A 19,964-nucleotide genomic window follows, 5' to 3' on the forward strand; every position below is an offset into this window, starting at 1 on the left:
CACTTCGTTGCGGGAATCTAGGCTGCGTCGCGGATTCGTGTCGAGGCTCGGCGCGCGCTTTTAACGGGTTTTTAAGCGGCGGCGGGCGCCGTCAGGCGGTCCGGCGCGGGCTCCAGCACACGCGTCACATCCTGCAGGGTGTCGCGCGCCTGTCGGGCCAGGGTCAGGACGGCCGGCGGCGCATCGTCCGGCGTCTCGGCGACCAGATCGACCAGATCCTGGGCGATGCGCATCAACTGCGGCGCAGCGGCGATCAGGCGGGCCTGAAACTCGATATGCTGCGGGTCGCGATCATACTCGGCCCCCGGCACGCGCCAACCGCCCCAGTCCGCCCGATCGGTGACGACGACCGGATAGGTGCCGGGGTGGGGATGATGCAGGCAATCCTCGGGCAGCTGCCATTTGTTGCGCGCGCGCAGCAGCCGCCACTCGCCAGGCCCCTGATCCGAGGCCGGATCATCGGTCGCCAGCAGCAGTTCGTTGGCGGTGAACTCGCGCCCCAGCCCGACGTCATAGGTGACGCGCACGGGCTCTTCGAACCCCTTGGCCCAGACGGGCTGGACCTGTTCGATAAAGGCCCAGGCGCCGACGCACTCGACCCAGACCTTTTGACCCTTCTGGAACTGTGCGCGCGCCATGCCATCCTCCGATATTCGAAGGAACAGCATGAACGACGATCCTTGACGCCCGGTGTCGGGGCGCGGTTACGCAGGTCTTAACGCGAGATGCTTTCCAGCGTCTCGCCGGCGTATTTCTCCTTCACGCGCGTCGACAGGTCGCCCAGCGACACGACGCCGACCACGCGGCCATGCTTGTCCACGACCGGGGCGCGACGGATCTGCTTGGAGCCCATCAGGTCCAGCACGATCTTAAGGTCATCGGTGTCCAGCACTGTTTGCGGATCACGAGTGATGAACTCGACCACCGCCGCCGACGGGGCCGCGCCGGTCGCCAGGGCGCGCACGACGATGTCGCGGTCGGTGATCGTGCCGATCAGCTGATCGCCGTCCGCCACGGGCACGAAGCCGAAGTCGCCCTTGGCCATGCGGCTGGCCACATCCTGGATGGTGTCGGCGGGGCGGGCCAGATGCACGTCCTTGGTCATCACGTCGCGGATCTTCATGGCGGGTTTCCTTTGTTTGAAGCGTTGCGCTGAAAACCCGCCGCGAGCGTGGCGGTTCCGGTCAGGGCGTCCGCATCGGGGGTAGGCCCTGGGCCGCCCGCACCAGCTGAACGAACTCGGCCCGGTCGCCATACGGGTCTTCGCCCCTTGCCCCCTGCGCCTGATCGATGATGCGGTCCCAGCCATAGTCGGCCGTCATCCACGGATCGCCGCGCAGCTTCTGCCCGAATCCGGCGACGGCGATGGCCCAGCGCGTGGCCTCGGGCGGCTGGGCGCTGACCGGCCCGCCCGCGCGATTGGTCAGCGGCTGCTGGATCAGGTCCGAGCGGCTCTGGCCCGTCTGCTTGTAGCGCACCTGGATGAAGCCGATCTCGCCGTTCGGATCGCCGCCGCCGACCCCGATACGGTTATCGGGATAGCGCCGATCGGGGATCTGCGTCGGGCCGCCGACGGGGGTGATCTCATACAGGGCCGTGACGTTGGCGCCGGATCCGACCTCGCCCGCATCGACCTGGTCGTTGTTGAAGTCTTCTTCGTTCAACAGGCGGGTCTCATAGCCGATCAGCCGCCATTCGGCGACGCGGGCGGGATTGAACTCGACCTGGATCTTGACGTCGTCGGCGATGGGGAAGGCGCCCTTGTCGAAGGCCGGACCGAACAGCCGACGCGCATCCCTCAGGTCCCCGACATAGGCCGCGACCCCATTGCCCGCCTGGGCGATGGTCTGCATCCGCGCGTCCTGATAGTTGCCGCGCCCGAAGCCATAGACCGACAGATAGATGCCCGTCCCGCGCTTATCGGCGACATAGTCCTCCAGCCGCTTGTCGTCGGTCACCCCGACGTTGAAGTCGCCGTCGGTGAACATCAGTATCCGGTTGACCTTGTCGCGGGCGAAGTTCGCCTGGGCCTGGTCATAGGCGTTGGTCATGCCGGTCGCGCCGGCCGTGCCGCCTGAGGCCTTCAGGCTGGCGACCGCGCAGCGCATCTTCAGCTTTTCGTCGCCCTTCGTGGGCTGCAAGGTCGTGCCGGCGCCTTCCGCGTAATAGGTGACGGCCAGAGTGTCCTGCGGCCTCAGCCGGTCGATGGCCAGGTTCATCGCCTTCTTGGCCAGGTCCAGCTTGTCGGGACTGCGCATCGAGCCGGAGACGTCGACCAGGAGGGTCAGGTTCAGCGGACGCTGCTCGCCCGTCGGCAGCTCATACCCCTGCAGGCCGATGTGCACGATCTGACGCCCCTCAGCCCAGGGCGAGGCCGCGACCGCCGTGGTGATGGCGAAGGGCCGGGTCTGGCTGGTCGGACGGGCATAGTCATAGTCGAACGCGTTGATCAGCTCCTCGACCCGCACCGCATCCTTGGGCGGCGCACGACCCTCGTCGATGAAGCGCTTCACGTTCGAATAGGACGCCGTGTCCACGTCGATGGAGAAGGTCGACACCGGCTGATCGCTGGTGCGCTTCACCGGATTGGGCGTCGCGTCAGGGTAGCGTTCGGTCTCGACGCGCGGCGGCGCCGGGGTGATCGGCGAAACCCGAACCCCGGTTACGCCCACGCTGCCTGTCATCGCAGCGGGCGGCGGAGGGACGTATGAAGCAGGCGGTGGTGGCGGGGGAGGAGGGGGAGGAGGAGGCGGCGCGATCGGCGCGTGCGTCGTCGCCGTGCGACCTTGGACGCGAGATCCCGTCACGACGAGATCCTGCATCTCGGTTTCCGTTTCCAGCTCGAAGCCCAGCGGCCGGCACGCCGCCGGCGTCGGTTCGCCATCCAGCGGCTTGGCCAGGGCGACGGTCGGCAAGGCGACGGGCGGCGCGGCGAACGAGAGGCTCAGAACGGACAGCGCCGCCATCCTGACGATGCGTGACATGGCTTCCTCAGGTTGTTGTCTTGACGCCAGTCGCGGGCCGTCATGGGGCGAAACTGTGGCGCCAAATACTCCTCGACGCACGATGATCTTTCAGCGTGTCTTTCGTGTCCTCTCGCAATCGCCGACCAGGACCTCCACAATAGACGCCAAGCTTGGGGGAATGCGATGGCTGAGGCGACGGCGGGACTGGATCTGGGCGCGGCGGCCGCTCTGCTGGCCGCGGGCGTGCTCGCCGTGCCGGTGTTCAAGCGCATCGGCCTGGGATCGGTTCTGGGCTATCTGGCGGCGGGCCTCGCCATCGGTCCCTTCGGCCTGAAGCTGTTTCGCGAGCCCGAGACCATCCTGCACGTCGCCGAGTTCGGCGTGGTCATCTTCCTGTTCATCATCGGGCTGGAGATGCGGCCCAAACGGCTTTGGGGACTGCGCAAGGAAATTTTCGGTCTCGGCGCGGCCCAGGTGCTGTTCTGCGGGCTGATCCTGACCCTCACCGCCATGCTGGCCGGCTTCTCCGCGCCCGTCGCCTTCGTCGGCGCCATGGGCTTTGTGCTGTCGTCCACCGCTGTCATCATGCAGATGCTGGAAGAGCGCGGCGAAATCGCGGGCGGGCCGGGCCAGCGCGCGGTGTCGATCCTGCTGCTGGAAGACCTGGCTATCGTGCCGCTCCTGGCCATCGTCGCCGTCCTGGCCTCGCTGACCGGCCGCGCGGCCGAACACGTCCCGCCCCTGTGGCAGACCGTCGGCTTCGCGGTCGCGGCGGTCGGCGGGGTGCTGCTGGCCGGCAAATATCTGGTCAATCCGGTCTTCCGTCTCCTGGCCCAGTACGGCGGACGCGAGGTCATGACGGCGGCGGCCCTGCTGGTGGTGGTTGGCGCCGCCTGGGCCATGTCCCTGGGCGGCCTGTCCATGGCCATGGGCGCCTTCCTGGCCGGGGTCCTGCTGTCGGAATCCACCTTCCGTCACCAGCTGGAGGCCGACGTCGAGCCGTTCCGCGCCATCCTCTTGGGCCTGTTCTTCCTCAGCGTCGGCATGTCGCTGGACGTGTCGGTGGTGGTCGCCGACTGGCGTCTGGTGCTGGGCGGCGTCGTGGCCTTCATGCTGGTCAAGGGCGTCGGCATCTATGCCGTCGCGCGCCTGTTCAAGGCTTCGCACCATGAGGCGGTCGAGCGTGCGGGCCTGTTCGCGCAAGGCGGCGAGTTCGCCTTCGTCCTGTACGGCGCCGCCGTCGCCGCCGGCCTGTTCGACGCCCGCATCGGGGCGATGATGTCGGCGGTGGTCATCCTGTCGATGGCCCTGACGCCCCTGACCTCGCTGCTGATCGCGCGCCTGTCGCCCAAGCCGGTCCAGGACGCCGAAAGCGCCGAGGGCGTCGATTTCGCCAAGGACCTGCGCGGCCAGGTGCTGATCATCGGCTTCGGCCGTTTCGCCCAGGTCGTGTCCCAACCCCTGCTGGCCCGCGACGTGGACGTGTCGATCATCGAGAACGACGTGGAGATGATCCAGGCCGCCTCCCAGTTCGGGTTCAAGGTCTACTACGGCGACGGCACCCAGCTGCACACCCTACGCGCGTCAGGCGCGGAGGAGGCCGAGATGGTCCTGGTCTGCGTCGACAAGCCCGAGGCGGCCGACCGCATCGTCGAACTGGTCAAGTCGGAGTTTCCGACCACCCGGATCATGGCCCGCGCCTTCGACCGAGGGCATTCGATGCGCCTGATCCAGGCCGGGGTGGACTACCAGATCCGCGAGACCTTCGAGTCGGCGCTCAAGTTCGGCGAGCGCGCCCTGGTCGAACTGGGGCTGGACGAGCATGAGGCGGCCGAGACCATCGGCGACGTGCGCCGTCGCGACGAGGCCCGCCTAGACCTGCAGCTGACCGGCGGGCTCAAGGCCGGCCGCCAACTGATGCGCGGCAATATGCCGACGCCCCAGCCCGCCCCCTACATCAAGCCCCGTCGCGAAGGCCGTCTGCTGAACGAGGACGAGGCGGGCCCGGCCGCACCGGACACTCGGCGCGAGCCCGCCGACACCTGATCCCTACTGGCTGGCGCCCTTCTCCAGACGCGCGCCGGCCAGTTGCGCCTTGGCCTGAAGATAGGGCGTCGCGGACACCAGCTGCGAGATGGCGTTGAAGCGCTCGGTCGTCAGGCCGGACGCCTCGACCGCCGCCGTCAGTCTGGCGCTCTGTTCGGGCGTCGCCTGGTTATTCTGCACCTCGGCCGTGACGGCGCGGATCTGCGTCATGGCGGTGACGAAGCGGTTCAGTTCGTCATCGGTCACGGCGGCGGCCGGCGTGCCGGGCGCTGGCGGCGTGGCGTTGACCACCCGAATGCGCGCGGCCAAGGTCGGATCGGCGGCGACGGCGTTGGACAGGGTGTTGAAACGCGTCACTTCCAGCCCCGAATCCTGAACTGCGGCGGCCATCTGCGCCTGCTGTTCCGGCGTCGGTTGGGCGCCGTTCAGCGTGTCGCTGACGGCTCTCACCTTGGCCATGGCGTCGTCGAACTTCTTCAGCTCGTCATCGGTGAAGGTGGTCGACCCGGCCATCGGCGAGGCCGTCTGCGTCTGCGATGTGGTTGATGCGTCTTGGGCGTGAGCGGTCGCGGCGGTCGCGAGAAGGGCGACGGAAGCAAGAAGGGCGATGCGGGGCGTGCGCATGGGAATGTCCTTTCGGTCTGGCGTCCACTTGAAGGGCCGTCCGACGACGGCGACGACGCAATCACGTCATCGCTCCCCAGGGCGTGGAGCCTGAAACAGACGAAAGGGGAGCCTTCATAACCTAGGCGCCGATGCGCCTCGCACCACCCCGTGGACGCTGGAGGCGCGATCAAGGATGCGTTAGACGGGCGTGATCCTTGTTGAGGTTTGTCCATGAAACGTCTCGCCATCGCCGCCCTGGCCCTCGTCGCGGTCGCCGCGCCGGCTGTCACCGTCACCGCCTGGGGCAACACCGGCCACCGCCTGATCGGCGTGGCGGCGATGCGGGCCCTGCCGGACGATCTGCCGGCCTTCCTGCGCACCCCGGCCGCCATCGCCGACGTGGGCGAACTGGCGCGCGAGCCCGACCGCTGGAAGGGCGCCGGCCAGCCGCACGACCGCGAGCGCGACACCGCCCACTTCGTCGATCTGGACGACCAGGGTCGCGTCTACGACCAGCGCGGCATGAGCCTCAACGACCTGCCGCGCCTGAAGTCCGAATATGACGCCGCCCTGACCAAGGCCGGTCTGGACGTCAACGACGCCGGCTATCTGCCCTACGCCATGATGGACGCCTGGCAGCAGCTGGGTCGCGACTTCGCCTATTGGCGCGTGCTGAACGCCGCCGAGAAGCGCGAGACCAATATGGAGCGTCAGGCCTGGTATCGCGCCGACCGCATTCGCCGCGAGGCCCTGATCCTGCGCGACATCGGCGTGATGGGCCACTACGTCGGCGACGGCTCGCAACCGCATCACACCAGCATCCACTACAACGGCTGGGGCGACTTCCCGAACCCGGAAGGCTTCACCAATTCGCGCCAGACCCACGCTGTGTTCGAGGGCGAGTTCACCAACCGCGTCGCCCGCCTGGACGCCGTTGAGGCCGCCATGCCTGCCGCCAAACTGGACGGGTTCGACGTCAAGGCGCGCACCGTCTCCTATCTGACCACGACGCTCGGCACGGTGATCCCCTTCTATCGCCTGGAAAAGGCCGGCGGCTTCCGTGACGCCGACCCGCGCGGCGCGGCCTTCGTCAACGAACGTCTGGCGGCGGGCGCCGGCGAACTTCGCGACTTCATCGTCTCCGCCTGGACCGCCTCGGGCAGCGCCTCCATCGGCTGGCCGGCCGTCAAGGTCGCCGAGGTCGAGGCCGGAACCGCCGACCCCTGGATCGCCATGGTGGGCGAGGACTGATTTCGTTGTCTGAGCTGACACCTCCCGCTGTCATCCTCGACAAGTCGCAGATGGCCGAGAACATCGGCGCCGTGGCGCGGGTGATGGCCAACTTCGGCCTGTCGGACCTGCGTCTGGTCAGCCCCCGCGACGGCTGGCCCCAGGAGCGGGCCTGGGCCACGGCCTCGGGCGCCGACTGGGTCTTGGACGGGGTGCGGGTGTTCGACACGGTCGCCGAGGCCATCGCCGACCTCAACACCGTCTTCGCAACCACCGCCCGCCCGCGCGAGACGCGCCAGCCCGTGCGCACGCCGCGCGAGGCCAGCCGCGTCCTCTATGACGACACGGCCTCGGGCCTGAAGACGGGCCTCTTATTCGGCGGTGAACGCGCCGGGCTGGAGACGACCGACATCGCCCTGTGCGCCGGCATCGTCACCATTCCGATCGACCCGAAGCACCACTCGCTGAACCTGGCCCAGGCCGTGGCGATCAACGCCTATGAGTGGCGCACCCTGATCCTGGACGCCCCGCCGCCGCGGTTCCGCGACAGCGAACCGCCGGCGTCGAACGACCTGCTGGTCGGCATGTACGAACATCTGGAGGAAGAGCTGGAAAACGGCGGCTTCTTCTACCCGCCCGAGAAGAAGCGCTCGATGAGCCAGAACCTGCGCGTCATGCTGGGCCGCGCCGCCTTCTCCGAGCAAGAGGTCGCCACCATGCGCGGCGCCATCCACGCCCTGTCGCGCGGCCGCGGCCGGGTCCTTGCCAAGCTGGCGGCCGAACGGGCGGCGAAGGCGAAGACGGACACGCCTGAGTGAAACTCTGGCTGATCTATCCGCTGGCGGCCCTGGCGGAGATCGGCGGCTGTTTCGCCTTCTGGGCCTGGCTGAAGCTGGATCGTTCACCCCTGTGGCTGGCGCCCGGCGTCGCCTGCTTGATCGCCTTCGCCTGGCTCCTAACCCTGGTCCCCAGCGACGCGGCGGGCCGCGCCTTCGCGGCCTACGGCGGCGTCTATATCTGCGCCTCCCTCATCTGGATGGCGCTGGTCGAGAAGACCCCGCCAGATCGCTGGGACATCCTGGGCGGCCTTGTCTGCCTGGTTGGCGCCGGGCTCATCCTGTTCGGCCCGAGGGGCTAGCCTGCTTCGGCTTGGCTTGGCCGGCCTGATCCTCTATTCTGGCACCAGCCATCAGGTCGCCCCGTGCGGCCAGGCCGGCGCGCCGATTTTGGTTTGCGAATCCGGTCCGACGCCCGTCGATAACCTGGCGTCACGACGAAACTTCCGTTCGCTAGGAGGCCGCCGTGGCGCGCAAACTGACACTCGATTTCCTCAAGACCGAGGCCGCATCCGGCTCGGCGCTGGCGCTGGCCGCCATCGCCGCCGTGGCGATCGCCAACTCGCCCTGGTCGGCCGATTATTTCGCTTGGCTGAAGAGCTACCACGTCTTGCAGATCGGCCCGATCCGGCTGGAGGAGACGATCTCCGACTGGATCAAGGAAGGTTTGATGGCGATCTTCTTCCTCGTCGTGGGGCTGGAGATCAAATACGAGATCGTACGCGGCGAACTCAGCGATCCGAAGAAGCTGGCGACGCCAGTGCTGGCGGCGCTCGGCGGCATGGCGGGGCCGGCGGCGGTCTATCTGCTGCTGTCCGGCGCCATCGGGGCGCCCCATGCGGGCTGGCCCATTCCGCTGGCGACCGACATCGCCTTTGCGCTGGCCATCTTCGGCTTCGTCGGCAAGGGCTTGCCCTCGTCATTGCGGGTCTTCCTGCTGACGCTCGCCATCGTCGACGACCTGGGCGCCATCGCCCTGATCGCCGTGCTGTTCAGCGAGGGCGCGAATTGGACGCCGCTGTTCTGGGCGCTGGGCGCCCTAGCGGTTGGCGCGGTCGCGGCGCACCGCATCCGCATCCCCGCGCCCTTCTGGGTGCTGGGGTTCGCCCTGGTCTGGTATCTGACCGTGCTGTCGGGCCTCAGCACCTCCCTGACCGCCGTGGCCTTCGCCATGATCGTGCCGATCAAGGGGCGCGCCGAAGACGGTCAAAGCCCGCTGAAGGAGGCGATGCACGATCTGCATCCGTGGAACGCCTTTTTGGTCCTGCCGCTGTTCGCCTTCGCAAAGGCGGGCGTCTCCTTCGCCGGCCTGTCGATGGAGCAGGCGTTCGCGCCCCTCGTTATCGCCATCGCCCTGGGCCTGTTCTTCGGCAAGCAGATCGGCGTCCTGGGCGCCGCCTGGCTGGCCTCGGCGCTGAGGATCGGCGCGCGGCCGACGGGCGCCAGCTGGCTGCAAGTCTATGGCGTCTCCCTGCTGTGCGGGGTTGGCTTCACCATGAGCCTGTTCATCGGCGTCCTGGCCTTCCCTGGCGCGGTCGATTCGCCCGAGCAGGTCGAGGTCAAACTGGGCGTTATCGGCGGCTCGATCCTGTCGGCGATCGCGGCGGCCCTGGTGCTGGGTTTCGCCGGTCGGGCCCGCCAGGTGGATCCCGCCGCCCTGCACCCTGAGGTCGAGCCTCTGGGACCGAAAGACGGGCAAAAACTGACCTAGCGTCAGGGTTTTCTGTCGCTTCCCTGACACACAAAGGCGAATCCGCGGCGAAAAATCGTCGCGGCGAACAACGCTCGCTTGTCGGTCGGCCCGAACCGCGCTTAGCCTGTCCCTAACGAATGATCCCCCACGTAGGGGACGTCGAGGGAACAGGAAACGCTGCGATCGCCACTGGCGTCGCGGCTTCAGCCGGGAGGACGCCTATGCGCCGCAATCTTCAACTCAGGACCACTGTGTCCGCCGCCGTCATGGGCGCCGCTGTCATGGGATTCGCCGGCGTCGCCGCCGCGCAGGAAGCCCCGGCGACCGTCGACGACATCATCGTCACCGCCCAGAAGCGTGAGCAGAGCCTGCAGGATGTGCCGATCGTGGTCACGACCCTGTCGCAGGAACTGCTGGACGGCGCGGGCGTGCAGGACATCAAGGATCTGCAGATCCTGACGCCGGGCATGACCGTCACCTCGACCCAGTCGGAAGCCTCGACCACCGTGCGCATCCGCGGCGCCGGCACCGTCGGCGACAACCCCGGCCTGGAAAGCTCGGTCGGCGTGGTGATTGACGGCGTCTATCGCTCGCGCAACTCGGTCGGCTTCGGCGACCTGGGCGAACTGAGCCGCATCGAGGTGCTGAAGGGCCCCCAAGGCACCCTGTTCGGCAAGAACACCTCGGCCGGCGTCATCAACATCATCACCGAACGCCCTTCGTTCGACCCGTCGATCTCGGGCGAACTGACCGGTGGCAACTTCGGCGCTATCGGCGGTTCGGTTTCCGTCACGGGCGGCCTGACCGACCAGGTCGCCGGTCGCCTGTTCGTCGCTCACCGCGAGCGTGACGGCTTCTACGACGTCAACAACGGCGATGGCCCCAACACCCGCAAGGACGACCAGAACCAGGACTACTGGACCACGCGCGGCCAGCTGCTGATCCTGCCCAGCGACGACGTCTCGGTGCGCCTGATCGCCGACTACACCAAGCGCGAGGAATACTGCTGCGTCGCCGTGCAGACGCGCGTCGGCCCGACCCAGGCCTTCATCGCCGCCCTGACGGCGCCGAACGGCCCTGGCCAGCGTCCGCCGGTCGCCGGCTTCGGCACGGTGCCCTTCTCGCGTCTGGCCTATTCCAACCGCGAGACGCCGCAAGAGATCGAGGACATGGGCCTGTCGGCGGAAGCGACCATCGACTTCCCCAGCATCAACGCCACCCTGACGTCCCAGACCTCGTGGCGCGACTGGTCGTTCCAGCAGGGGATGGACCTGGACTACACCGGCGCCGACATCCTGTACCGCGCCAACGACGGGTCCAACGGCTACGGCGTCGACAATCTGACGCAAGAGTTCCGCCTGGCCGGCACCTCGGACAAGCTGGACTGGCTGGTCGGTCTGTTCGCCACCAAGGAAGGCGTCTATCGCGACGACAGCTATGTCTATGGCTCGGACTACAACGCCTTCGCCTCCCTGCTGCTGACGGCCTCGCTGCCGGCGGCCGTGGGCGGCCCCAGCCCGTCGCGCCTGGGCTGCTTCACCAATCCGAACGGCTTCCTGGTCGGCACCGCCGGCGCCGCTGCGGGTCAGCCGCTGTGCGTCATCGGCGCCGTGCCGCCTAGCGCCGCCGCCCCGACCTTCGGCGTCGGCAAGGCCTACGAAGACCACTATTCCCAGAAGTCGGAATCGGTCGCCGTCTTCACCAACAACACCTACCGGGTGACCGAGGCCTTCGATATCAACCTGGGTCTGCGCTACACCTACGACAGCAAGCGTCTGTTCGGGATCCAGGACAATCTGGGCACCAACGGCGCGGCCTGCGGCGGCGCCTTGGCCAACCAGAACCCGGCCAACCGCACCGTCTCGCCGATCCCCGGCACCGCCAACATAGCGACGCCGGCCGCCGCGCTTGGCCTGCTGTGCCTGCCCTGGTCCAACCCGCTGTATGACGGTCGCCGGATCCAGGAGAAGTTCAGCGACACCGACCTGTCGGGCACGATCAAGGCGTCCTACCGCTTTAACCCGTCCATCATGGTCTATGGATCGTATGCGCGAGGCTACAAGGGCGCGGGCTACAATATGGACCGGGTGCAGACGGGCGTGACGCCTGACGCCTCGCTGTTCTTCAAGGCCGAGACGGTCGACAGCTATGAAGCGGGCGTCAAGACGACCCTGTTCGACCGCACCATGCTGCTGAACGTCACCTACTTCGACCAGAAGTTCGAGAACTTCCAGCTGAACACCTTCCTGGGCACCGCCTTCGTGGTGGAATCGATCCCGGAACTGACCTCGCGCGGCGTCGACGCCGACATGGTCTGGTTCACCCCGGTCGAGGGCCTGAGCTTCCAGGGCGGCGTCACCTACACCGACGCCAAATACGGCCAGTTCGGCGCCGGCGACCTGTCCAGCCCGGGCCGCTTCCCGCAGCTGTCGCTGCTGCCGGGCGCGCGTGCCTCCTTCGCTCCGGAATGGTCGCTGACCGGCGCCTTGGCGTTCGATCGCGAACTGGGCGGCGGCCTGCGCGGCGGCTTCAACCTGTCGGCCAAGTATTCGACCGAATACAACACCGGCTCGGACCTGCTGCCGTACAAGAACCAGGACGCCTTCACCGTCGTCAACGGCCGGGTCTCGATCGGTTCGGCGGATGAGCGCTGGACGCTGGAGGTCTGGGGCCAGAACCTGCTGGAAGAAGAATACACCCAGGTCGGCTTCGCCGCGCCGCTGCAGGGTACGGCCTTCACCAACACCACGACGCCGCAAGCCAACGGCACCTATTATAATCAGGCGACCGACACGGCGACCTACAACGCCTACCTCGGCGCCCCGCGCACCTACGGCGTGACGCTGAAGGTCAAATACTGATCGCTTAGCCTCAAGGCTGACCGAAGAAGGGCCGACCGGGCGACCGGCCGGCCCTTTTTCTTTGCAATCAGGCCTGACAGCGGGCGCGACCCGGCGCTGTCGAGACGGGGAGCCGGCCAGAGTTTTGGTCGATCAACGGGTTTCGGGCGCCGAACTGTTCTAGACGCGGACGTTAGACTGCCCGATACACGATTCTATCGACGCCCTGCGTCCACTGAGGAAGCGAATGCGTCACCAGAAGTTTCGTCATCCGGCCTGGCGTGGCTATGCCTTGGCCGTCGTCGCCTGGCTGATCGCCTTCGGGCTGCGTTATGGCCTGGCCCACTGGTTTCCGCCGGGCTTTCCCTATCTGACCTTTTTTCCAGCCGTGGTGTTGGTCGCCTACTATGCGGGCCTGCGTCCGGCCGTTCTGACGGCGACCCTGTCGGGCCTGTCGGCGTGGTGGTTCTGGATCGGCCCGCCGGGCTTCGACCTGGGCGTCGCCACCCTCGTCGCCATCGGATTCTACGCCTTCGTCGTCGCTGTCGATATCTTCTTCATCGTTGGAATGGACAAGGCTTCGGCCAGGTTGGCGCGCGAGGTCGAGCGCAACGCCGCCCTGGCGGAAAGCCGCGACATCCTGCTCCGGGAAGTGCAGCACCGGGTGTCGAACAACATCCAGATGGTCAGCGCCCTGCTGAAGCTGGAGGCGCGCACCACCGTCGATCCGGGCGCGAAAAAGGCCCTGACCGACGCCTCGGCCCGAACCGGTCTGGTTGCCCGCATCCAGCGCAGTCTGGCCGACGCCGATCAGAAGAAGACGGCCTTCCACGATGTGGCGCGATCGATCGTCGACGATGCGCTGACGGCGGCCGCGCGAGACGACGTGGTCGTCTCCATCTCCGGCGGCGATGTGATGCTGTCGGCCGAAGAGGCCACGCCCGTGGTGCTGATCATGCTGGAATGCGTCAACAACGCGTTGGAGCACGGCTTCCCCGATCGGCCCGGCCGGATCACGATCGACCTGTGCGACGACGGCGCGGTGCGCACCCTGACCATCGCCGACGACGGCGTGGGCGTCGCCGAGGAACCGGGCGCCGAACCGACCAGCCTTGGACTGCGAATCATTACGGCGCTGGCCCGCCAGCTTGGCGGAGACTGGTCGCTGCGACCGTCCTCGCCCGGCGCAATGGCTCGGCTGTCCTGGCCCAGCGCGCCCGTCGCGCACTAGAGCGGCAGATACCGCCCCGCGAAAAAGGTCGCGGTCGAGAAGGCTCCGCGAAGGCATAGGCGCTCCGCGCCATCATTTTTCAGGAATTGGCAGATCGGCTGCGCGTTGCGCTTAGTCTGTTCCGGTCCGGATCGACGCGGGAATTCTGGCTCTTTCAGAACCGTCACCCTCGGGCGCTTTACCGAGGGTGACGGAGACGGTGACGAAGGTTGCGGTGTGAACAGCGCCGCGCGCTTACTCCACCAACGGCCCCTGTCTCGGTTTCGCCAGCTCCCGCTGCCCGGCCGTCTTTCGGCTCAGGATGCGGCGGCCCCAGCCGGCGATGTCGTCGACGATGGTGAAGATGGCGGGGATGTAGAGCAGGGACAGGAAGGTCGACGAGATCAGTCCACCCAGCACGGCGATGGCCATGGGCGAGCGGAACTGGACGTCGGCGCCGACCCCAAGGGCGATGGGCACCATGCCGGCGCCCATGGCGAAGGTGGTCATCAGGATCGGCCGGGCGCGCTTGTGCGCCGCGTCCATGATGGCCTCGTGGCGCGGCATGCCCTCTCGCTCGGCCATGATGACATAATCCACCAGCAGGATGGAATTCTTGGCCGCGATCCCCATCAGCATCAGCACCCCGATCAGGGCCGACATGGAGAAGTTGGCGCCGCCGATAGCCAGGGCGATGAAGGCGCCGCCGATGGCCAGAGGCAGGGCCGCCATGATGGTGATCGGATAGGCGAAGCTTTTGAACAGCAGCGTCAGAACCGCATACATCAGCAGAATGCCAGAGGCGAAGGCGATGGCGAAGCCGGTCAGCATCTCCTGAATGAACTCGGCGTCGCCCGCCGGCACCTGGCGCACGCCGGCGGGCAGGTTCTTGACCGAGGGCAGGCGGTTGACCGCCGCGCCCGCCGCACCGGTGGTGATGCCGTCCAACTCGGCGCTGATCGAGGCGATACGCGACCGATCCTGGCGGGTGACGGTGGCGGGACCGGCGCCGAACTGGATATCGGCGACGGCGCTGAGTGGGACAGAGGTTCCGCCCGTCGCCGGCACGCGCAGGTTCTCCAGCACGGTCAGATCCTCGCGCGCATCTGCGGTCAGTTGCAGGCGGATCGGGATCTGGCGGTCGCCGAGATTGTACTTGGGCAGGTTCTGATCCACGTCGCCGATGGTGGCGACCCGCACGGCTTGAGAGATGGCGCCCGCCGAAACGCCGACCAGGGCCGCCTCGTCGGGACGTGGCGTGACCAGAATTTCGGGTCGGGCGATGGCGGCCGAGTTGACGACGTTGGCCAGGCCGGGGACGCCGCGCATCTCTTCCTCGACCTTTCTAGCCGCTGCGTTCAGGGCGTCGGGATTATCGCTGAGGATCGAGAAGGTGTAGCTGGTGCCATCGCCGGGACCGCCGCCCTGCTGGGCGATGCCCGCACGGATGCGGGCGCCGGGGATCTGTTTCAGCTCGTCCACCATGGCGCGGGCGAAGGCCTGCTGGCTCAGTTCGCGGTCGCCCTTGGGGACCATGTCGGCATAGACATTGGCCTGGGTCACGTCCTGACCGCCGATGGCGGCATAGACCGAGATCACCTCGGGGCGGGCCTCCAGCCGCTTTGTGACCTGCCGAACCACGGCGTCGGTCTGGGCCAGCGTCGCGCCAGGCGGCAGTTCGACCTGGAAGGCGGCGCGGGCGGTATCGCCGGGCGACATGAATTCGAACGACATCTTGGCGATGACGGCCGTGGCGATGGAGCCAAACAGAAACAGCACGCCGAGGATCAAGACTTTCCACCGGTTGCCCAGCGACCAGCGTAGCGCCTTCAGATAACCGCCCATCCAGAACGGATCGCGATCCTCATGGTTGGCGTGCTTGAGGATGTAGGCCGCCATCAGCGGCGTCAGGGTGCGCGCCACCAGCAGCGAGAAGGCGACGGAGACGCAGGCGGCCAGCGCGAAGGCCTTGAAGAACTGCCCGATGATGCCGGGCATGAAGCCGACGGGCGCGAAGACGGCGATGATGGTGGCGGTGGTGGCCACGACCGCCAGACCGATCTCGTCGGCCGCCTCCAGCGAGGCGCTGTAGGGCGGTTTTCCGTCGCGCATGTGGCGCACGATATTCTCGATCTCCACGATCGCATCGTCGACCAGGATGCCGATCGTCAGCGACAGGGCCAGAAGGGTCACCACGTTCAGCGACTGGTCCAGCGGGCCCAGGATGGCGAAGGTCGGGATCAGCGACATCGGCATGGCAATGGCCGCGATGAAGGTCGCCCGCCAGTCGCGCAGGAAGATGAAGACGATGATGACCGCCAGCACGGCGCCCAGCAGCAGGGCCTCCAGCGAGGCCAGATAGGATTCCTCGATCTGTTCGACGCTGGCGGTGACCTGCTGGATCGTCAGTTCGGGGTGGGCGTCGTCAAGCTTCTTGACCTCCTCGCGGACCTTTTCGGCGACCTTGACCTCGGACGCGGTGCGCGACCGCAGGAAGTTGAAGGTCACAGCCTCCTGGCCGTTGTAGCGGGCCAGGCGGCGCGGCTCGCTCCACTTGTCCTCGACCGTGCCCAGGTTATCGAGGCGGATGGTCTTGCCGTCGCCCAGGGGGACCAGGGTGTCGCGAAGCTGCGCCACCGAGGTCGCGGCTCCGAGGGTGCGCACGGCCCTCTCGGAGCCTGCGATGGTGACCCGGCCGCCCGGCAGATTGTTGTTGACGTTGTTCAGCGCCTGGCTGACCTCGGCGGCGGTGACGCCGTATGCGGCCAGGCGTTGCGGATCCAGCTCGACGCGGATCTCGCGGTCCACCCCGCCCGAGCGGTTGACTTCTCCCACGCCGCCCAGAGCCAGCAAGCTGCGGCTGACCTCGTTGTCGATGAACCAGCTGATCTCTTCCGGCGTCATGGTGGGCGAGCGGACCACATAGGTGATCAGGGCGTCGCCGGTGATGTCGATTCGCTGGACCGCCGGCTCCTGCATGTCCTGGGGCAGGGACGCGCGCAGGCCGGTCATGGCGTTGCGCACGTCGTTGGTGGCGCGGTCGGTGTCGGTGCCCAGCTCGAACTCGATCGTCGTGGTCGAGACGCCGTCGGTGATGTTGGACGTGATGTGGCGCACGCCCGACAGGCCGGCCAGCGAATCCTCGATCAGGCGTGTGACTTGGACCTCCATCTCCGCCGGGGCCGAGCCGGGGCGGGCGGCCGTGACGGCGACCAGTGGAAAGTCGATGTCGGGGTTCTGATTGATCCGCATGCCCATGAAGCCGACCACGCCGCCTAGCGTCAGCAGCAGGAACAGCAGGATGATCGGGATCGGGTTCTTGATCGCCCAGGACGACATCTGGTTCATGGTCGTCGGTCCTACTTGGTCGCAGGCTGAGCGGCCGGGGCGGGCGCATTGCCGACCGCCTGGGCCACGTTGACGCGGTCGCCTTCGTTCAGGAAGCCGGCGCCGTCCACCGCGACGCGGGCGCCGACATCGACGCCGCTGACCGCCGTCTGGGCCTCGGTGCGCGACAGGACGGTCACGGGCTGGAAGTGGACGGTGCTGTCGCCGCGGACCACGAAGACGCCGGGCTTGTTGTCGCGATACAGGACCGCGCCGGTCGGCACGGTCGTCGCCGGCTGATCGCCGACGGCGATGTCGGCGCGGGCGAACATGCCGGGCCGCAGCTGGGCGCCGGGCGCCAGGGAAATGCGGGCCAGGCCGAGGCGGGTGGTGGCGTTGACCTCGGGCGTGACGATGCGGACCGAGCCGGTGGTCTGGCCGGCCTCGCTGGAGGTCACGATCGCGGACTGTCCGGCACGGACCAGGGACAGTTCGGTTTCCGGCACCTGGGCGTCCAGTTCCAGCCGGCCGTCGCGAACCATGCGGAACAGCTCGGTCCCGGCGGCGATGATCTGGCCCTTGGTGACGCTGCGGCTGATGATCATCCCGCCGACGGGCGCGCGGATGGTCGCCTGCGACAACTGGGTCTGGGTCTGGCTGAGGGCCGCGCGGGCGGCGGCCAGATTGGCGTTCGAGCTGCGCTGGTTCGCCAGGGCCGTATCCAGCGACGCCTGGCTGAGGAAGCCGCGCTCCTTCAGCTGCTGCGCGCGATCAAGCGCGGCGTTGTCGCGCGCCACATTGGCCTCGGCCAGCTGCACCTGGGCCTGCTGCTGGCGCAACTGGGCGCGCAGCAGGACGTCGTTCATCTGCACCAGCGGCTGGCCCTGACGGACGTAGGAGCCTTCGTCCACATAGACGGCGACGGCGGTCAGGCCGCCGGTCTCGGCCGCCACCGGCACCTCTTCCCAGGCGGAGACGGTGCCCGAGGCGGTGACGGTGCGGTCCAGGCTGGTCTGGGTCACGGTCGCGGCGCTGACGGTCTGGCGCGAGCCGCCTGCGGCCTTTTCGTCCTTCTTTTCCTCGCCATGTCCGCCGCAGCTGGCCAGCAGCAAGGCCGACAGGGCGACGGCGCCGAAGTTGAAAACGGTTCGGGTCGTCTTGGACACGGGATTTCCTCGGTTGCAGGCGAAGCGGGTCGCCGGCTCGCGCCGGTTATCGGGAGGTTTGTTCCATACCGCGTCCGCCAAGCCTTCTCAAACGGCGAAAGGCTTTATTGCCAAGGCTTAATGTGACGCAGTTCGGGACCAGTTCGGCCGTGCGTCTGGTCCCGAACCCTTACGCGTGATAGGGGCGCGCGGATGACGACTCCCCCGATCTCGAACATTCGCAACTTCAGCGTGGTCGCGCACATCGACCATGGCAAGTCGACCCTGTCCGACCGCCTGATCCAGCACACCGGCGGCCTGACCGCGCGCGAGATGTCCGAGCAGGTGCTCGACAATATGGAGATCGAGAAGGAACGGGGCATCACCATCAAGGCCCAGACCGTGCGCCTGACCTATCGGGCCAAGGACGAGCAGGACTATATCCTGAACCTGATGGACACGCCGGGCCATGTGGACTTCGCCTATGAGGTCAGCCGCTCCCTGGCCGCCTGCGAAGGCTCGCTGCTGGTCGTGGACGCCTCGCAAGGGGTCGAGGCCCAGACCCTGGCCAATGTCTATCAGGCCATCGACAACAACCACGAGATCGTGCCGGTCCTGAACAAGGTCGATCTGCCGGCCGCCGAGCCGGACCGCGTGCGCGCCCAGATCGAGGACGTGATCGGCATCGACGCCTCCGAAGCGGTCCTGGCCAGCGCCAAGTCCGGCATCGGCATCGAGGAGGTGCTTGAGGCCATCGTCACCAAGCTGCCGGCGCCCAAGGGCGACGTGAATGCGCCGCTGAAGGCCATGCTGGTCGACGCCTGGTACGACCCATACCTCGGCGTCGTCGTGCTGGTGCGGGTCTTCGACGGCGTGCTGAAGACCGGCATGCGGGTCAAGATGATGCGCAACGGCTCGACCCACCTGATCGACCGGGTCGGCGTCTTCCTGCCCAAGAACACGCCCGTGGATCAGCTCGGCCCCGGCGAGGTCGGCTTCATCACCGCCCAGATCAAGGAAGTGGCCCACGCCGCCGTCGGCGACACCATCACCGATGAGAAGAAGCCGACCGCCGAGCCGCTGAAGGGGTTCAAGGAAGTCCAGTCGGTCGTCTTCTGCGGCCTGTTCCCGGTGGACGCCGCCGACTTCGAGGACCTGCGCGCCGCGATCGGCAAACTGCGTCTGAACGACGCCTCCTTCACCTATGAGATGGAAAGCTCGGCGGCGCTGGGCTTTGGCTTCCGCTGCGGCTTCCTGGGTTTGCTGCACCTTGAAATCATCCAGGAGCGCCTGAGCCGCGAGTTCAACCTCGACCTGATCGCCACGGCGCCGTCCGTCGTCTACAAGATCGGCCTGCGCGACGGCTCCGAAATGGACCTGCACAACCCGGCCGACCTGCCCGACGTGATGCAGATCGAGACGATCGCCGAGCCCTGGATCAAGGCCACCATCCTGACCCCCGACGAATACCTCGGCGGCGTCATCAAGCTGTGCCAGGACCGTCGCGGCCAGCAGATCGAACTGTCCTACGTCGGCAACCGCGCCATGGTGGTCTATGAGTTGCCGCTGAACGAGGTGGTGTTCGACTTCTACGACCGGCTGAAGTCGATCTCGAAGGGCTATGCCTCGTTCGACTACGAGATCACCGAATACAAGGTCGGCGACCTGGTGAAGATGTCCATCCTGGTCAACGCCGAGCCGGTCGACGCCCTGTCCATGCTGGTCCACCGCGCCCGCGCCGAGACGCGCGGCCGGGGCATGGTCGAGAAGATGAAGGAACTGATTCCGCCTCACCTGTTCCAGATCCCGATCCAGGCGGCCATCGGCGGCAAGATCATCGCCCGCGAGACCGTCCGCGCCCTTCGCAAGGACGTGACCTCGAAATGCTACGGCGGCGACGCCACCCGCAAGAAGAAGCTCCTGGAAAAGCAGAAGGCCGGCAAGAAGCGCATGCGCCAGTTCGGCAAGGTCGAAATCCCGCAGGAAGCCTTCATCGCGGCGCTCAAGATGGACGAGGATTGATCCCGCGCTGGACCTCTCCGTCCCCGCCGGGGGAAGGGAGAGG

The 19,964-nt window shown here is 67.3% G+C and carries 14 protein-coding genes; 8 read left to right on the forward strand and 6 right to left on the reverse strand.

Going from position 1 to position 19,964, the window contains the following annotated elements; all coding sequences use genetic code 11:
* Positions 1–71: 71 nt before the first annotated feature.
* The 3 genes from PFY01_RS04975 to PFY01_RS04985 all read right to left on the reverse strand — a co-directional run bounded on the left by PFY01_RS04975 (position 72) and on the right by PFY01_RS04985 (position 2,984).
* Positions 72–638, reverse strand: coding sequence for a hypothetical protein (locus tag PFY01_RS04975; protein WP_271042642.1), 567 nt, complete (start codon positions 636–638; stop codon positions 72–74).
* Between the two features lie 77 nt (positions 639–715).
* The gene (locus PFY01_RS04980; RefSeq protein WP_205682687.1) at positions 716–1,123 is read right to left on the reverse strand and encodes a CBS domain-containing protein; all 408 of its coding nucleotides are present in this window, start codon (positions 1,121–1,123) and stop codon (positions 716–718) included.
* Positions 1,124–1,184: 61 nt separating this feature from the next.
* Positions 1,185–2,984 carry a vWA domain-containing protein gene (locus PFY01_RS04985; protein WP_271042643.1) on the reverse strand — a complete coding sequence of 600 codons (1,800 nt, stop codon included), beginning with the start codon at positions 2,982–2,984 and terminating at the stop codon, positions 1,185–1,187.
* 165 nt (positions 2,985–3,149) lie between these two features.
* On the opposite strand from PFY01_RS04985, the gene PFY01_RS04990 reads away from it, so the two are divergent.
* Positions 3,150–5,012 carry a monovalent cation:proton antiporter-2 (CPA2) family protein gene (locus tag PFY01_RS04990; protein WP_271042644.1) on the forward strand — a complete coding sequence of 621 codons (1,863 nt, stop codon included), beginning with the start codon at positions 3,150–3,152 and terminating at the stop codon, positions 5,010–5,012.
* A gap of 3 nt (positions 5,013–5,015) precedes the next feature.
* On the opposite strand, the gene PFY01_RS04995 is transcribed toward PFY01_RS04990, so the two are convergent.
* Positions 5,016–5,636: a DUF4168 domain-containing protein gene (locus PFY01_RS04995; protein ID WP_271042645.1), complete on the reverse strand. Its 621-nt coding sequence runs from the start codon at positions 5,634–5,636 to the stop codon at positions 5,016–5,018.
* Between the two features lie 213 nt (positions 5,637–5,849).
* Between PFY01_RS04995 and PFY01_RS05000 the strand changes: the two genes are divergently transcribed.
* The 6 genes from PFY01_RS05000 (at position 5,850) to PFY01_RS05025 (ending at position 13,448) form a co-directional block, all read left to right on the forward strand.
* A complete protein-coding gene (locus PFY01_RS05000; protein ID WP_271042646.1) occupies positions 5,850–6,869 on the forward strand; it encodes a S1/P1 Nuclease in 1,020 nt (339 codons plus the stop codon).
* A gap of 5 nt (positions 6,870–6,874) precedes the next feature.
* Positions 6,875–7,666 carry an RNA methyltransferase gene (locus tag PFY01_RS05005; RefSeq protein ID WP_271042647.1) on the forward strand — a complete coding sequence of 264 codons (792 nt, stop codon included), beginning with the start codon at positions 6,875–6,877 and terminating at the stop codon, positions 7,664–7,666.
* Positions 7,663–7,986, forward strand: a complete 324-nt coding sequence (locus PFY01_RS05010; protein ID WP_055803516.1) for a YnfA family protein — start codon at positions 7,663–7,665, stop codon at positions 7,984–7,986. Before PFY01_RS05005 ends, PFY01_RS05010 begins: the two co-directional genes overlap by 4 nt.
* Before the next feature lie 164 nt (positions 7,987–8,150).
* Positions 8,151–9,395 carry a Na+/H+ antiporter NhaA gene (gene nhaA / locus PFY01_RS05015; protein WP_271042648.1) on the forward strand — a complete coding sequence of 415 codons (1,245 nt, stop codon included), beginning with the start codon at positions 8,151–8,153 and terminating at the stop codon, positions 9,393–9,395.
* A gap of 203 nt (positions 9,396–9,598) precedes the next feature.
* Positions 9,599–12,238, forward strand: a complete 2,640-nt coding sequence (locus tag PFY01_RS05020; protein ID WP_271042649.1) for a TonB-dependent receptor — start codon at positions 9,599–9,601, stop codon at positions 12,236–12,238.
* Between the two features lie 226 nt (positions 12,239–12,464).
* Positions 12,465–13,448: a sensor histidine kinase gene (locus tag PFY01_RS05025; RefSeq protein ID WP_271042650.1), complete on the forward strand. Its 984-nt coding sequence runs from the start codon at positions 12,465–12,467 to the stop codon at positions 13,446–13,448.
* A gap of 234 nt (positions 13,449–13,682) precedes the next feature.
* Here PFY01_RS05025 and PFY01_RS05030 read toward each other — a convergent pair whose 3' ends face one another.
* Both PFY01_RS05030 and PFY01_RS05035 read right to left on the reverse strand, forming a co-directional pair.
* Positions 13,683–16,775, reverse strand: a complete 3,093-nt coding sequence (locus tag PFY01_RS05030) for an efflux RND transporter permease subunit (RefSeq protein WP_271042651.1) — start codon at positions 16,773–16,775, stop codon at positions 13,683–13,685.
* Positions 16,776–16,786: 11 nt separating this feature from the next.
* Positions 16,787–17,920: an efflux RND transporter periplasmic adaptor subunit gene (locus PFY01_RS05035; RefSeq protein WP_271042652.1), complete on the reverse strand. Its 1,134-nt coding sequence runs from the start codon at positions 17,918–17,920 to the stop codon at positions 16,787–16,789.
* 192 nt (positions 17,921–18,112) lie between these two features.
* Between PFY01_RS05035 and lepA the strand changes: the two genes are divergently transcribed.
* Positions 18,113–19,921: a translation elongation factor 4 gene (gene lepA, locus PFY01_RS05040; RefSeq protein ID WP_271042653.1), complete on the forward strand. Its 1,809-nt coding sequence runs from the start codon at positions 18,113–18,115 to the stop codon at positions 19,919–19,921.
* The last annotated feature ends 43 nt before the right edge of the window (positions 19,922–19,964 follow it).

Origin of the sequence: Brevundimonas vesicularis (assembly GCF_027886425.1) — a bacterium.
Taxonomy (GTDB): domain Bacteria; phylum Pseudomonadota; class Alphaproteobacteria; order Caulobacterales; family Caulobacteraceae; genus Brevundimonas; species Brevundimonas vesicularis_C.